We start from the raw sequence: 15,607 nt of genomic DNA, 5'->3' as shown, positions 1-15,607 counted from the left end.
GCGGGATGGCGCAATGGCGCCTCGCGGCCCCGACACAGGGTTGCCGGTAGCGCTCCGTTCCAAGTCGCTCATGCCCCGACCTGCGCCATGATGCATACCGGAGAGCCCATGAGGCCCAATGTTCCGCTGACCGACGTCGTCATCGGGATCACCCCGTTCCACTTACCGGACGCCGGACTGGCCGAAGCCGTGTGCCGTGCGGGCGCGGTGGGCGTGCTGGACCTCGGAGCCGGTGGTCGCCGGTCGCGCGAGGAGCTCGCCCGGCTCCGCGAGAGGGCGCCGGAGGGCTTCGGCGTCCGGGTGGGGCCCGGTTGCCGGATGGTGCCCGAGGACCTGCGTGCGGCCCATGGCGCCGCGCCGTCGGTCCTCGTGCTGGGTGCGGGTGCGGGTGAGGGTGCGCCGGGCTGGGACGTCGCGGCGTTGTGTGGTGAGTACCGGGTGCTGGCCGAGGTGACGGATCTGGGGCAGGCCCTGGGCGCCGTCCGCGCCGGGGTCCACGGGCTGATCGCGCGTGGCTGCGAGAGTGGCGGCCCGGTCGGCGAGTTGAGCACCTTCGTGCTGCTGCAGCAGCTGCTGGCCGAGCCCGGGATCGGGGTGCCGGTGTGGGCCTGGGGCGGGATCGGGCCGCGCACGGCGGTGGCGGCGGTGGCCGGTGGGGCGGCCGGAGTGGTGCTGGACAGCCAGTTGGCGCTGCTGGCGGAGTCCGGGGTGCCGGAGGAGGTCGCGGCACTCCTGCGCGGCATGGACGGGTCCGAGACCGTGGTCGTCGACGGGCGCCGCCTGCTGCGGCGCGGGCGGCCAGGCACGTCGGGCCTGTCGGGTGTGTCGGGCCCTTCAGGCCCATCGGGTGAATCGGGTGCGTCGGCTCAGCGGGAGCGGCCCGCAGCGGAGTTGATGATCGGTCAGGACGGTTTCCTCGCTGCCGAGTTCGCCGAACGCTGGGGGACCGTCCAGCGAGCGGTGCGGGCCGTGCGCGAGGCCGTCCTGGACGGCCTACGGGCAGTGGCGGCGCCCGGTGCGGCGGCTGCGCTGCTCGGGCCGGGGTCGCGGGCGGCCGAGGTGCTGGGCACCCGGTTGCCGGTGGTGCAGGGGCCGATGACCAGGGTCAGCGACCAGCCGGGCTTCGCGGCGGCGGTGGCCGTGGCCGGCGCGCTGCCGTGCGTGGCCCTGGCGCTGGCGGGCCCGGCGCAGACCCGCGCGCTGCTCACGGAGACGGCCGCGGCGGTCGGCGGGCGGCCTTGGTGCGTCGGGGTGCTGGGCTTCGCGCCGGAGGAGGTGCGCGGTGCGCAGCTCGCGGAGGTGCTCGCCGCCAGACCCAGTCACGCGGTGATCGCGGGCGGGCGGCCCTCGCAGGCGAGAGTGCTGGAGGAGGCGGGGATCCGCACCTTCCTGCACGTGCCCTCGCCAGGGCTGCTCAGGCAGTTCCTGGAGGACGGGGCGCGCAGGTTCGTCTTCGAAGGTTCGGAGTGCGGCGGGCATGTCGGGCCGCGGCACAGCTTCCCGCTCTGGGAGGCACAGTTGGCGGTGCTGGAGGACTTCCTCGCCGCCGCCCCCAAGGCCCCGCAGGCCCCCAAGGCTCCGCAGGCCCCGGAGGTGGAGGTGCTCTTCGCGGGCGGGGTGCACGACGCACGCTCGGCGGCGATGGTGGCGGCGCTGGCCGCACCGCTGGCGGCGCGCGGCCTCGCGGCGGGGGTGCTGATGGGCACGGCCTACCTCTTCACCGAGGAGGCGGTGGCCTGCGGCGCGGTGCGGGCGCAGTTCCAGCGGCAGGCGCTGGCGGCACGTGCCACGGAGCTGCTGGGGACGGCGCCCGGGCATGCCACCCGATGCCTGCCGAGCCCGTTCACGGCGGAGTTCCGCCGGGCGCGCGAGCGGTTGCGGGCCGAAGGGGTGCCGGACCGGGAGGTCTGGGAGCGACTGGAGCGGCTGAACGTCGGGCGGCTGCGGATCGCGGCCAAGGGCGTGGACCGGGTGGCGGGCGAGCTGACCGAGGTGGACGAGCAAGGGCAGCTGGAGCGGGGGATGTTCATGGCCGGGCAGGTCGCGGTCCTGCGCTCGGCCACCACCACGCTCGCCGAACTGCACGCCGCGGTGAGCACCGGCGCGGCCGACCTGCTGACCACCCGTGCCGCGGAGCTGGCGCGGTTGCTCGACCAGCGCCCCGTCGCACCGGAGCCGGAGCCCGTGCCGCTGGACATCGCGGTGATCGGCATGGCGGGCTTCTTCCCGCAGGCCCCCGACCTGCCCGCGTTCTGGGCGAACGTGGTGGGCGGGGTGGACGCGGTGACCGAGGTGCCGGCCGAGCGCTGGGACCCGGCGCTCTACCACGCGGCGGACGGCGACCCGGGCCGCACACCGTCCAAGTGGGGCGGCTTCCTGCCCAGGATCCCCTTCGACCCGCTGGACTACGGCATCCCGCCGGCCGCGCTGGGCAGCATCGAGCCGGTGCAACTGCTGGCGCTGGAGGCGGCGCGACGGGCGCTGCTGGATGCCGGGTACGACGCCGGCACCGGCACCGGCACCAGCGGCACCGGCACCAGCGGCACCAGCACCGGCACCGGCACCAGCACCGGCACCGCGGAGGGCGGCCGGCCCTTCGACCGCTCGCGCGCCAGCGTCGTCTTCGGCGCGGAGGCGGGCAGCGACCTCTCCAACGCGGGTGTGCTGGCGGCGGTGCTGCCCGCCTACCTCGGCGCGGTGCCCGCGGCGATCGCCGAGCAGTTGCCCGAGCTCACCGAGGACTCCTTCCCCGGCATGCTGGCCAATGTCATCTCCGGGCGGATCGCCAACCGGCTGGACCTGGGCGGCGCCAACTTCACCGTCGACGCGGCCTGCGCCTCCTCGCTGGCGGCGCTGGACGTGGCGTGCAAGGAACTGATCTCGGGCACAAGCGACTTGGCACTCTGCGGCGGCGCGGACCTGCACAACGGGATCAACGACTACCTGCTCTTCGCCTCGGTGCACGCGCTCTCGCCGACCGGCGTCTCCCGCCCCTTCGACGCGGCGGCGGACGGGATCGTGCTCGGTGAGGGGGTCGGCTGCCTGGTGCTCAAGCGGCTGGCGGACGCGGAACGTGACGGCGACCGCGTGTACGCGGTGGTCAAGGGCATCGGCAGCGCCAGCGACGGGCGGTCGCTGGGCCTGACGGCGCCGCGGCCCGAGGGCCAGCGGGCGGCGCTGGAGCGCGCCTACCGCGGTGCCGGGCTCGGGCCGGCCGACGTGGGGCTGGTGGAGGCGCACGGCACCGGGACGGTGGTCGGTGATCGCACCGAACTGGCCACGCTGAGCGCGGTCTTCACGGAGGCGGGCGCGGCGCCCCGCAGTTGCGCGCTGGGCTCGGTGAAGTCGCAGATCGGGCACACCAAGTGCGCGGCCGGCCTGGCGGGGCTGATCAAGACCTCGCTGGCGCTGCACACCGGGATCAAACCGCCGACCCTGCACCTGGAACGGCCGAACCCCGCCTGGCAGGACGGCGCCGGCCCGTTCGTCTTCCACGCCGAGGCCCGGCCGTGGACCGCACCGGCCGCCGAACGGGTGGCCGGGGTGAGCGCCTTCGGCTTCGGTGGCACCAACTTCCATGCCGTGCTCCAGGGTTACGACGGACCGCCGCCCGTGCACGCGCTGCAGGAGTGGCCGGCCGAGCTCTTCACCTTCCGGGGCACCGACTTGGTCCGGGCGCTGCGCGGGGTGGCGGAACTGCTGGGCCAGGTGGAGACGGCGGGCTCGCCGTGGCGGCTGCGCGATCTCGCGCTGGCCGCCGCCGGGCGGGCGGAGTCGGCTGCCGGGCCGGTGCGGGTGGCGGTGGTCGCCTCGGACCTCACCGAGCTGGCCGGGCTGCTGCGCCGGGCGCTGGCGGGGGAGAGCGACCCGGCGGCGGGTCTGCACCTGGCCGAGGCTGACGAGTCGTCAGAAAGCGGTTCGGCAACCGGCGAGCTCGCGCCGGGTGAGGTGGCGTTCCTCTTCCCCGGGCAGGGCAGCCAGCGCCCGGGGATGTTCGCGGAGCTGTTCGCGGCGTTCCCCGCCGTGCGGCGGCACCTGCGCCTGGGACGGGACCACGCGGACGCGCTCCACCCCCCGGCGGCGTTCACGCCGCAGGCGCGCGAGCGGCAGCGCGCCGCGCTGACCGACACCAGGGTGGCCCAGCCCGCGTTGGGCATGACCGGACTGGCGGCGTACGAGCTGCTGGGGCTGGCCGGCGTGCGCCCGCGGCTGGCCGCCGGCCACAGTTACGGCGAACTGGTGGCGCTGTGCGCTGCGGGCGCGCTGGCGGCCGAGGACCTGCCCGCGCTGAGCGCCGAGCGGGCGCGCGCGATCCTGGCGGCGGTCGGCGAGGGCCAGGACCCGGGGTCGATGGCCGCGGTGGCGGCCGGGGCCGAGCAGGTCGAGCGGGTGCTCGCCGCCGCCGGGCTCGCGGGGCGGGTGGTGACGGCGAACCGCAACGCGCCGCGCCAGACGGTCGTCTCCGGCGGGACGGCGGAGGTGGCGGAGGCGATGCGCCTGCTGGCGGAGGCGGGGCACGGGGTGAAGCGGCTGCCGGTCGCGTGCGCCTTCCACAGCCCGCTGGTCGCGGGCGCGGGCGAGCGCTTCGCCGCGGCGCTGTCCGACCGGACGGTGCGCGGACCGGAGTTCCCGGTCTTCTCGAACCGGACGGCCGCGCGCTACCCGGCGGATCCCGCCGGGGTGCGGGCCGAACTCGCCGCGCAGATCGGCGCCCCGGTGCGCTTCGCGGAGCAGATCGAGGCGATGTACGCGGCGGGCGCCCGGGTGTTCGTCGAGGCGGGCCCCGGCGCGGTGCTGACCCGGCTGGTCTCGGCAGTGCTGGGGGAGCGGCCCCATCGGGCGGTGGCGCTGGAGGGGCGGCGCAGCGGCCTGCCCGGCTTCCTCGACGCGCTGGCCGAGCTGGCCGTCGCGGGGGTGCCGGTGCGGACCGGCCGCCTGCTGCGCGGCCGCGACGCGGTGGACCCGGGCCGGACGCGGACCCCGCGCCGGCCCGGCTGGACGGTGGACGGGCAGCTGGTGCGCACCGCTGCCGGAGAACTGCTGCCCGGTGCGCTGGCACCGGCCCGACCTGTACCGGAGGCTCTGATGACGACGCGGGAACCCCAGGCCGACGGCCGCCAGGCCGCCGGGGACGCCCTGGTGGCGGAGTTCCTGCGGAGCAGCCGGGAGATGATCGCGGCGCAGCGCGACGTGTTGCTCACCCATCTCGGCGGGGCGGGCGGCGCGCCGGCCCTGCCGCCGGTGGCGCCGCTGGCGACGGTGCCCGTCGCGCCGCTGCCCCTGACGACCGTGCCCGTGGCGACCGTGCCCGTGGCGACAGGGGCAGCGGCGACGGCGCCGCTGGTCCCGACGGCCGTGGTGCCGTCACCCGCCGCGGTGCCCGCGGTGCCCGCGCTGTCCGGATCGGGCGCCGCAGCCGTGCGGGAGCAGCCGCCGGCCCCCGCCGTCCTCGGCGAGGCGGACGTGCTGCGCGCGGTGGTGGAGGTGATCAGCGAGCGCACCGGCTACCCGGCCGACATGATCGAACCCGAGCTGGACCTGGAGGCCGACCTCAGCATCGACTCCATCAAGCGCACCGAGATCATCGGCAGGCTCGCCCGCCGCCTGGCCACCGTCCCGGGCGCCGACCTCGCCACGCTGGGCGACGAGGAGGTGGAGCAACTCTCCGGCGCCCGCACCGCAGCCGCGATCACCCGCTGGCTCACCGACCGGCTGGCCGGCCCCGGTGCGACGCCCGCGCCTTCGCCCGTGGCTCCCCTGCCGCCTGACGGGGCGCCCGCCGAACCGCCCGCCGAGCGAATCGCCGAACCGCCCGCCGTCGTCGGCCACGAGCCCACCCGCCTGGAGTTCGCCACCGTTCCACTGCCCGCCGCACCCCCCGTGGCGCCGCAGTCGCTGGCCGGCCGGCGCTTCGCCGTGCTGGGCACGGACGGCGGCACGGACGGTGGCAAGAACGGCGGCCCGGACAGCGGCAAGGACAGCGGCCCGGTCGCCGAGGCACTGGCGGCACAGCTCGCCGCGGCCGGCGCGCAGCTGCTGGCGCTGGACGCCGGTCACCAACTCACCGAGGCGGACGGACCGGTGGACGGCGTGCTGCTGCTGGATCCGCTGCGCGAGGACGGCCCGCCGGTGCTGCCCGGCTGCGTGCCCGCGCTCAAGAGCGCCCTGGCCGCCGCTCCCAGCCGGCTGCTCGCCGCCCGAACCGCCGCCGGCACCGCCGCCCGCACCGCCGCACCCGCTGGCGGTGGCAGGGCCGACGGACTGCGCGGACTGTTCCGGACGTTGAGCCGCGAGTACCCCCAGTGCACCGCCCGGCTCGTCGAGTTCGGCGCGGAGGTCGGCCCGGAGCAGGCCGCGGCGGCGCTGGTCGGCGAACTGCTGGCCGAGGACCGGGAACCGGTGGTGCTGCACGGGCCGGCCGGACGCCAGGGCCTGGCGCTGGTCGAGCGCTCCCTGGGCCTGCTGGGCAGCACCGGCGCGGGGCCGGCCGGCGACGGCGCCGCGGAGGCCGCCGCGCTGGGGCTGGACCGCGACGCCGTGGTGCTGCTGGTCGGCGGGGCGCGCGGGATCACCGCGCGGTTCGCGGCCACGCTCGCGGCGGCCGCGCGCTGCCGGCTGGAGCTGCTGGGCCGCACCGCACCGCCGCAGGGCGCCGAGGACCCGGTGCTGGGCGCCGCCCGCGACCGCGCGGCGCTGCGGACCGCGCTCGCCCGCCAGGGCGTGCCGCTGGCCGGCATCGACCGCACCGCCGCCGCCCTGCTGGCCGGGCGCGAGGTCGCGGCGACGCTCGACGAGCTGTCCGCGCTGGGTTCGCGGGCCCGCTACCAGGTCGTGGACGCCGCCGATCCGGCCGCGCTGCGGCAGGCGGTCAAGGAGGTGTACGCGGAACACGGCCGGTTGGACGGCGTGGTGTTCGCCGCGGGTGTGATCGAGGACAAGGTGCTCGCCGAGAAGGACCCGGACTCCTTCCGGCGGGTCTTCGCCACCAAGGCGGACGGCGCGCGGGCCCTGCTCGACGCACTGGCCGAGCTGCCGTCCGGGCCCGGCTTCACCGTGCTCTTCGGCAGCATCGCCGCCGCCCTGGGCAACCGCGGCCAGGCCGACTACGCGGCGGCCAACGACGCGTTGGAGGAACTGGGCGCCCGCTGGGCGCAGCGCACCGGGCGCCGGGCGCTGACCGTCCACTGGGGCCCGTGGGCGCCGTCCGCCACGCACGGCGGCATGGTCTCCCCCGAGCTGGCCCGCGACTACCAGCGGCGGGGCGTGCGGCTGATCGACCCGGGCGCGGGCGCGCTGGCACTGCTTCGCGAACTCGCCTGGGGCGAACCGTCGGTGCGCTCCGTGGTCTACACCGCCTCGGGCTGGTGAGCGGCGCGGTGACGCACACCCAGCTGCCGCCGGTGGCCGTGGTGGGCATGGCGGTGCTGCTGCCCGGCGCCCCGGACCTGGCGACGTACTGGCAGAACCTGGTGAACGGCGTCGACGCCATCAGCGAACTCCCCGAGGGCCGCCTGGACGCGGGCTACTACGACCCGGCGGCAGCCGCCGGACCGGTGGAGCCCGACCGGCTCTACTGCCGGCGCGGCGGCTTCGTGGACGCGCTGGCCGAGGTGGAGCCGACCCGCTTCGGCATCATGCCGAGTTCGGTGCCCGGCACCGAGCCCGACCAGCTGATCGCGCTGCGGGTCGCCGCCGCCGCCATCGCGGACGCGGGCGGCCCGGAGCGGCTGCCCGACCGCGACCGGGTCGGCGTGGTGCTGGGCCGGGGCGGCTACCTCACCCCGGGCCTGGTCCGGCTCGACCAGCGGGTCCGCGGCGCGCACCAGCTGGTGCGCACCCTCGGCGAGCTGCTGCCGGAGTTGACGACCGATCAACTCCGGAAGGTGAAGGACGCGTTCACCGATCGGCTCGGTCCCGACCGGCCGGAGTCGGCGATCGGCCTGGTGCCCAACCTCGCGGCCTCCCGGCTGGCCAACCGGCTCGACCTGCGCGGCCCCGCCTACACGGTGGACGCCGCCTGCGCCTCCTCGCTGGTCGCGGTGGACCAGGCGGTCGGCGAACTGGCGAGCGGGCGCTGCGACGTGGTGCTCGCGGGCGGGGTGCACCACTGCCACGACGTCACGCTGTGGAGCGTCTTCACGCAGCTGCGGGCGCTCTCCCCGAGCCAGCGGATCCGCCCGTTCCACCGCGGCGCCGACGGGCTGCTGATCGGGGAGGGCACCGGCGTGGTGGTGCTCAAACGGCTCGCCGACGCCGAGCGCGCGGGCGACCGGGTGTACGCGGTGATCCGCGGCACCGGTGTGGCGAGCGACGGCCGCACGGCCGGGCCCGCCACCCCTGACCCGGGCGGCCAGAGCCGGGCGGTGCGGGCGGCCTGGCGCTCGGCCGGGCTCGACCCGGCGGCACCCGGCGCCCTGGGTCTGCTGGAGGCCCACGGCACCGCGACCCCGGCCGGCGACGCGGCCGAACTCGCGACCCTGGCCGAGGTGTTCGGCCCGGTGACGGCGGGGGAGGAGCGGGCGGTGCTCGGCTCGGTGAAGTCGATGATCGGGCACACCATGCCGGCTGCCGGCATCGCCGGGCTGGTCAAGGCCGCGCTGGCCGTGCACCACGGCGTGCTGCTCCCCACCCTGCACTGCGAGGAGCCGCACCCGGCGCTGGCCCGCACCCGGTTCCGCACGGTGGACGCCGCGCGGCCCTGGGAGGGCGCCGCCGGCACGCCCCGCCGGGCCGCGGTGAACGCCTTCGGCTTCGGCGGCATCAACGCCCATGTGGTGCTGGAGCAGGCGCCGGGCACACCACCGCTCGCCGCGACCCCGGCACGGCCCGCCGCGGTGGTCACCGAGCCCGAGCGGGTGCTGCGGCTGGCCGCCGAGGGGCCCGAGCAGCTCGCGGCGCTGCTGGCGGCCGACGACCACGCCTTGCTCGACGCCGGCCTGCCGGACCGGGGCGGGCCCGCCCCGCGCCACCGGGTGGCGATCGCCGACCCGACCGCCAAGCGCCTGGCGCTGGCCCGCCGCGCGCTCGCCCGGGGGCGGGCCTGGCGCGGGCGCGGCGACGTCTGGTACGCGCCGCAGCCCTTGCTGGGCCCCGGCCGCGCGGGCCGGACGGCCTTCCTCTTCCCCGGCCTGGAGGGCGAGTTCGCCCCTCGGGTGGACGACGTCGCCGACCACTTCGGCCTGCCCCGCCCCGACCTGGCGGGCGGCGTGGCCGACGTCGGGCGGCACGGCGCGGGCGTGGTGGCCGTCGGCCGGCTGCTCGACCAGGCCCTGCGCCGGATCGGCGTGCGGCCGGACGCGGTGGCGGGGCACAGCGTCGGGGAGTGGACGGCGATGGCGGCCGCCGGTCTCTACTCCGGCGCCTCGGTGGACGCCTTCCTGGCCTCCTTCGACCCCGACTCGCTGCGCGTCCCGGGGCTCGCCTTCGCCGCGCTCGGCGCCCCGGCCGGGCGGGTCCTCGATGAGCTGGCGGCGGCCGAGGGCATGGCGGAGGTGGTGCTGTCGCACGACAACGCGCCGCAGCAGTCGATCGTCTGCGGCCCCGAGCGGCCGGTCACCGAGCTGGTGCGCCGCTTCCGCGCGCAGGGCGTGCTGGGCCAGGTGCTGCCGTTCCGCTCGGGCTTCCATACGCCGATGCTGGCCCCCTACCTGGCGCCGATCCGCCGGGCCGCCGAGAGCTTCGAACTCCACCGGCCGACCGTGCCGGTGTGGTCCGGCACGACGGCGGCCCCCTTCCCGTCCGCCGAGGCCGAGGTCCGCGCACTGTTCCTGCGGCATCTGCTGGAGCCGGTGCGGTTCCGGCCGCTGGTCGAGGCCCTGCACGGCGCCGGCTTCCGGGCGTTCGTCCAGCTGGGTACCGGGCAGCTGGCCTCGCTGGTGGGCGACACGCTCGGCGAGCGGGAGCACCTGGCGGTCGCGGCCAACTCCCCGCACCGCGACGGGCTGGCCCAGCTGCGCCGCGTCGCCGCGGCGCTCTGGGTGGACGGCGCCGAACCGGACCTGTCCGCGCTGCCGTCCCCCGGTACGCGGGCTCCGGGCAGCGCCGAGGTGGCGAAGGAGCGGGCGCACCCGGTGGTGCGGCTGGAGCTCGGTGGCGCGCTGGTCCGCCTGGATCCGGCCGCACTCGGCGCGCTCCGGGCCGAACTGGCCCTCGGGGCAATGGAGTCGGGTCCGCCCGATGCGCCGTCGCACCGCCCGTACCCCGACCGCCGGCGCGCGGACCTCCCCGCGCTCGCGGCCCTGGCCGAGCGCTTCCCGATGGCGGCCGAACTCGACGCGCTGCTGCGCGAAACCGAGCGGACCGCGGTCGAGGTGATCGGCGCGGGGAGGCCCCGGGCCGAGCAGCCGGTGCCGGTGCCTGTGCAGGTGCAGGTGCAGGTGCAGGTGCAGGTGCCCGCACCGGTGCGGACCAGCACCAGCACCCTGCACGTCTCCATCGCCGCCATGCCCTACCTGCGCGACCACTGCTTCTTCCGGCAGCGCCCTGACTGGCCCGATCCGGCCGACCGCTGGCCCGTCGTCCCGGCCACCACCATCGTGCGGCACCTGATGGACGCGGCGGAACACGCCGCGCCCGGTCAACTCGCCACCGGCGTCGAGGGGATGCGGTTCGGGCAGTGGGTGCCGGCCGCGACCCCGTTGGACGTGGAGCTCACCCTCCAGGACGCCGGGCCCGGCCGCCGCACCGCCTCCTTCGGCGAATTCGCGCGCGGCACAATAGAGCTGACGGACCATCACAGTGTGCCGCCGCGGCCGTGGCCGGTGGACCGGGGAGCCGAACGCGCACCGGAGCTGACGGCCGCCGCACTCTACGCGGAGCGGTGGATGTTCCACGGCCCGGCGTTCCAGGGGCTCACCGAGCTGACCGCGCTGGGGGAGCGGCACGTGCGCGGCGTGATCACCGCACCGCCCGCCCCCGGCGCGCTGCTGGACAACGTCGGCCAGCTGCTCGGCTACTGGATCATGGCCACCCGTACCGAGCGCACCGTCGTCTTCCCCGTCGGCCTGCGCCACCTCCGCTTCTACGGGCCGCCGCCGCGGCCCGGCACCGCGCTGGACTGCCACATCCGGGTCACCGAGCTCACCGACACCGTGCTCGAAGCCGATGTGCAACTGCTCATCGGCGGCACGGTCTGGGCGGAGGTGCGCGGCTGGCAGGACCGCCGCTTCGACAGCCACCCCGAGACCCGGCCGGTCGAGCGCTTCGTCGAACGCAACACGCTCTCCGTGCGACAGCGCGGCGGCTGGGTGCTGCTGCACGAGCGCTGGCCGGACCTCGCCTCCCGTGACCTGATCATGCGCAACCACCTGGGCTCCGCCGAGCGGGCCCGCTACGAGCGGCAGCCGCCGCGCGGGCGCCGGGCATGGCTGCTGGGACGGATCGCGGTGAAGGACGCGGTGCGGCGGTGGCTCTGGGAGCAGGGTGAGGGCCCGGTGTTCCCCGCCGAGATCGAGGTGCGCAACGAACCGGACGGGCGGCCCCGGGTGGTGGGCCTGCACGGGCGGCGGCTGCCCGACCTCGACGTCTCCCTCGCGCACCGGGGCGAGGCGGCGGTCGCCCTCGTCCGGCCGTCCCGCCCCGGTGGCGGGCCGGGGGTGGGCATCGACCTGGAGGAGGTGGCGGAGCGGCCGGCCGAGACCCTGCCGGTCGCGCTCGGCCCGGCGGAGCTGGAGCTCCTGGCGGCCTGCCGCACGGCCCACGGCGGCAGCGAGGCGCTCTGGTTCACCCGCTTCTGGGCCGCGAAGGAGGCGGCGGCCAAGGCGGAGGGCACCGGACTGCGCGGTCGGCCGCGCGACTTCGCGGTGGTCCGCGCCGACCCGGCCGCGCTGCTGGTCACGGTCGCCACTCCCGACGGCCCGCGCGTCCACCGGGTGCGCTGCACGCTGATCGCCAACCCGCCGGGGCTGCCCGAGCGCCGCTACGTCGCGGCCTGGACGGCGGACGAGGCCCAGGACCGCACGACCGAGGACCGCACGACCGAGGACCGCACCACCCAGGACCGCACCGCCGACCCCAGCACCGCCGACCCCAGCACCGCCCAGGGCCCCACCTCCCAGAGCCCCGCCCCTCAGAGCCACACCCTCGACCACCAGGAAAGGGAAGCAGTCAAGTGACCGTCAGCGAGCAGACCATGGAGCGGCACCCGCCCACCGAGCAGCAGATCCTCGGCGAGATCGCCGGCATGCTGGCCACCGTGCTCGGCGACTACGGCCTCGACGACGTCGAGGTCACCATGGAGGCCCGGTTCACCGAGGACCTCGAACTGGAGAGCATCGACCTGGTGACGCTGGCCGGGCAGCTCCAGGAGCGCTGGGGCGAGCGGATCAACTTCGCCGAGTTCATCGCGGGCATGGACCTCGACGAGATCATCGGCCTGACGGTGGGCCGACTGGTCGGCTACGTCGCGGACCGGCTGCGGACCGCCGGGCGGAGCTGACCATGGCCTTCGTCGACCTCGGCGGACTCCGCTGCCACGTGCAGCGGCTCGGTCCGCAGGACGCGGGCCCGCCCGCGGCGACCGTGGTGCTGCTGCACGGGCTGCTCACCGACAGCCTCGCCAGCTACTACTTCACCCTGGCCCCGGCCCTCGCCGCCGCCGGAGCGGAGGTGCTGATGTACGACCAGCGGGGCCACGGCCGCTCCGAGCGGCCGCCGACCGGCTACCGGCTTGAGCACTTCGTCGACGACCTGGAGGCCTTGCTGGACCGGCTGGAGCTGACCGGGCCCCTGCAACTGCTGGGCAACTCCTTCGGCGGCACAGTGGCCTTCGCACTCGCCGCCCGGCGCCCGGCGCAGGTCGCCGCCATCCTGGCCATCGAGTCCGAGCCGGCCACGGCGGCCTGGGCGGTCAAGCTGGACGACATCCTGCGGCGGGCCGAGACCGAGCTGGTCAAGAAGTCCACGCTGGCCTGGGTCGCGGCGAAGCGCGGCCCGCACACCGCCCGGCTCGCCCGCTCGGCCGGGCGGCTGCTGGCCGAGACCGCGCTGGCCCGGGAGATCCCGGCCAGCCGGTTGCCCGGGGAGGCGGAGCTGCGCGCGATCGGCTGCCCGGTGCTGACCGTCTACGGCACCCGCTCCGACCTGGCCGCCCAGGCCGCCTGGCTGGACGGCCTGCTGCCCGACTGCCGCAGCGTGTTCGTGCCCGGGCAGGAGCACTCCGTCCTGGTCGAAGCGCCGGACGTGGTGCGCGAGTTGGCCCTGTCCTGGCTGCGCGAGCAGGGCGCGGAGCTGCGCGGCCGGCCGGCGGTCCTGGGGGCCGCCCGGTGAGCCGCTTCCTCTTCACCGTCCCGCCGCTGGTCGGGCACGTGAACCCGGCCCTGGGCGTGGCCGCCGCGCTGGCCGCCCGCGGACACACGATCGCGTGGGCGGGACTGCCGGAGGTGGTCGGCGCACTGGCCGGCCCGGAGGCCGAGGTCTTCGCCTGCGCCGTCCCCGCGGCCGAGCCGGTGCGGCCGCCGGAGCTGCGCGGGCCCGGAGCGCTGAAGTTCCTCTGGCAGGACTTCCTGGTCCCGCTCGCCGAGGCGATGGCCCCCGGCGTGGCGGCGGCCATCGAGCGCTTCGGTCCCGACGTGGTGGTGGCGGACCAGCAGGCGGTCGCCGGCGCGCTGGTGGCCGAGCGGTTCGGCCTGCCCTGGGCCACCAGCGCGACGACCTCGGCGGAGTTCACCGGCGCGCTCGACGGCATGCCGCTGGTGGACGCCTGGGTCGCCGGCCTCCTCGCCGACCTGCGCAAGCGGATCGGCGACCCGGAGGGCGGCGCGGACCCGCGCTTCTCCCCCCACCTGATCCTCGCCTTCACCACCCCGCAGCTCACCGGGCCGGTGGCCCCGGCGCTGGTCGCGGCGTTGGCCCCGGCCGTAGGCCCGATCCGTTTCGTCGGCCCGTCGATCGCCGACCGCCCCTCGGCCCCGCCGTTCCCCTGGGAATGGCTGGACCGGGAGCGTGCGACGGTGCTGGTCACCCTCGGCACGGCCAACGGCGACGCCGGCGCCGCATTTCTGACGATCTGTCAGCAGATGCTGCGGGACCGGGCCGAGCGACTCCAGGCGGTGATCGTCGACCCCGCCGGGACCCTGCCGCGCACCGCGCCCGAGCTGGACCCCGATGTCCTGGTGCTGCCCGCCGTACCGCAGTTGCGCCTGCTCGCACGCACGGCCGCCGTGGTCTGCCACGCCGGGCACAACACGGTCTGCGAGGCACTCTGGCACGGGGTGCCGCTGGTGGTCGCCCCGATCCGCGACGACCAGCCGGTGGTTGCCGCCCAGGTGGCCGCGGCCGGCGCGGGCGTGCGGGTGCGCTTCGGGCGCACCGACGCGGCCCGGCTGGGCCAGGCACTGGACGCGGTGCTCGACGACCCCGCCCACCAGGCGGCGGCGCTGCGCATCGGCGCCTCCTTCCGGTCGGCGGGCGGCGCCGCCGCCGCGGCCACCCACCTCGAAGGGCTGCTCCTCGCACGCCCGCGGCCGACGGACAGGGAGACCCGATGACCACCACCGCACCAGGCACGCCCACCCCGAGCTCCGCGCCGGCCGCCCGCAAGGCCGCGCTGCGCGCCAGGGCGGTCGCCGCGCTGCGCCCCGGCTACCAGGCCGACCTGGCCGACGGCACCGAGCGCTTCTTCGAGCCGCGCCGAGCCGACTGCCCGTGGTGCGGCTCCACCCTGCTGAGGGTCCGGCTGCGCACCTCCGACCTGCTGCAGCACAAGCCCGGGCGGTTCGTGCTGGACGAGTGCCGGGCCTGCGGGCACGTCTTCCAGAACCCCCGACTGACCGGCGCGGGGCTGGAGTTCTACTACCGCGACTTCTACGACGGCCTGGGGGAGCAGCGGCTGGGCACGGTGTTCGGCACCCGGGCGGCGGTCTACCGCGGTCGCGCCCGCTCGGTGACACCCTTCGCCGCCGCGCCGGACCGCTGGCTGGACGTCGGCACCGGGCACGGACACTTCTGCGAGCGGGCCCGCGAGGTGTTCCCGGAGACCGTCTTCGACGGCCTGGACCTGAGCGAGGGTGTCGAACTCGCCGAGCAGAACGGCCGGTTGGCGCGCGGCTTCCGCGGCTCGTTCCCGGAACTGGCGCCCGCCATGGCCGGCCGGTACGACGTGCTGAGCATGTTCCACTACCTGGAGCACAGCACCGACCCGGCCCGGGAGTTGGCGGCCGCGCGCGAGGCGCTGCGCCCCGGTGGGCTGCTGCTGATCGAGGTGCCCGACCCGCGCTGCCGCTACGCCCGACTGCTGGGGCGCTGGTGGCTGCCCTGGCTGCAGCCGCAGCACCTGAACCTCGTCCCGGCGGCCAACCTGCGCCGCCGCCTGGGCGAACTGGGCTTCACGGTGCTCCTGGAGCAGCATCACGAGCCGCACGACCCGGTCGACCTGCTGGCCGCCTGCTGGCTGCTGCTGGACGCGGTGGCACCGCGCGAGGACGCGCCGTGGCTGCCGGGAAGGCCGCCGGGGCGGCTGCGGCGGCTGCTGCGCGGCACGCTCTTCCTGGCCGGCGCCCCGGTGCTGCTGCTGGCGACCGCGCTCGACCGGCTGATCGCCCGCTTCGCCGGCCGCGCGGGTCTGTCCAACGCCTACCGCCTGCTCGCCCGCTACGAGGCGCGGCCCTGA

Annotated in this window: 6 protein-coding genes; all 6 read left to right on the top strand. The window is 76.8% G+C overall.

Annotated elements, in window-relative coordinates; translation table 11 throughout:
• Positions 1-108: 108 nt before the first annotated feature.
• From OG455_RS39485 to OG455_RS39460, 6 genes are read left to right on the top strand one after another with little or no spacing between them, the layout of a single operon-like run.
• Positions 109-7,368: a type I polyketide synthase gene (locus OG455_RS39485; protein ID WP_266301593.1), complete on the top strand. Its 7,260-nt coding sequence runs from the start codon at positions 109-111 to the stop codon at positions 7,366-7,368.
• Between the two features lie 8 nt (positions 7,369-7,376).
• Entirely contained in the window at positions 7,377-12,113 is a 4,737-nt protein-coding gene (locus OG455_RS39480; RefSeq protein ID WP_266301592.1) for a type I polyketide synthase, read from the top strand.
• 17 nt (positions 12,114-12,130) lie between these two features.
• Positions 12,131-12,436: an acyl carrier protein gene (locus OG455_RS39475; protein WP_266301840.1), complete on the top strand. Its 306-nt coding sequence runs from the start codon at positions 12,131-12,133 to the stop codon at positions 12,434-12,436.
• Positions 12,437-12,438: 2 nt separating this feature from the next.
• Positions 12,439-13,266 (top strand): alpha/beta fold hydrolase, encoded by an 828-nt coding sequence (locus tag OG455_RS39470; protein WP_266301591.1) that lies wholly within the window; start codon positions 12,439-12,441, stop codon positions 13,264-13,266.
• Positions 13,263-14,486, top strand: coding sequence for a glycosyltransferase (locus tag OG455_RS39465; protein ID WP_266301590.1), 1,224 nt, complete (start codon positions 13,263-13,265; stop codon positions 14,484-14,486). The genes OG455_RS39470 and OG455_RS39465 overlap by 4 nt, the downstream gene beginning before the upstream one ends.
• Positions 14,483-15,607 carry a class I SAM-dependent methyltransferase gene (locus tag OG455_RS39460; RefSeq protein ID WP_266301589.1) on the top strand — a complete coding sequence of 375 codons (1,125 nt, stop codon included), beginning with the start codon at positions 14,483-14,485 and terminating at the stop codon, positions 15,605-15,607. The genes OG455_RS39465 and OG455_RS39460 overlap by 4 nt, the downstream gene beginning before the upstream one ends.

Origin of the sequence: Kitasatospora sp. NBC_01287 (assembly GCF_026340565.1) — a bacterium.
Taxonomy (GTDB): domain Bacteria; phylum Actinomycetota; class Actinomycetes; order Streptomycetales; family Streptomycetaceae; genus Kitasatospora.
This window is presented reverse-complemented; position numbering and strand designations above follow the sequence as displayed.

What these genes read in the sequence shown, in the direction of transcription:
- OG455_RS39475 (WP_266301840.1), top strand. Translation starts at nt 12,131, where the DNA reads ATGGAGCGGCACCCGCCCACCGAGCAGCAGATCCTCGGCGAGATCGCC.
- OG455_RS39485 (WP_266301593.1), top strand. Translation starts at nt 109, where the DNA reads ATGAGGCCCAATGTTCCGCTGACCGACGTCGTCATCGGGATCACCCCG.
- OG455_RS39470 (WP_266301591.1), top strand. Translation starts at nt 12,439, where the DNA reads ATGGCCTTCGTCGACCTCGGCGGACTCCGCTGCCACGTGCAGCGGCTC.
- OG455_RS39460 (WP_266301589.1), top strand. Translation starts at nt 14,483, where the DNA reads ATGACCACCACCGCACCAGGCACGCCCACCCCGAGCTCCGCGCCGGCC.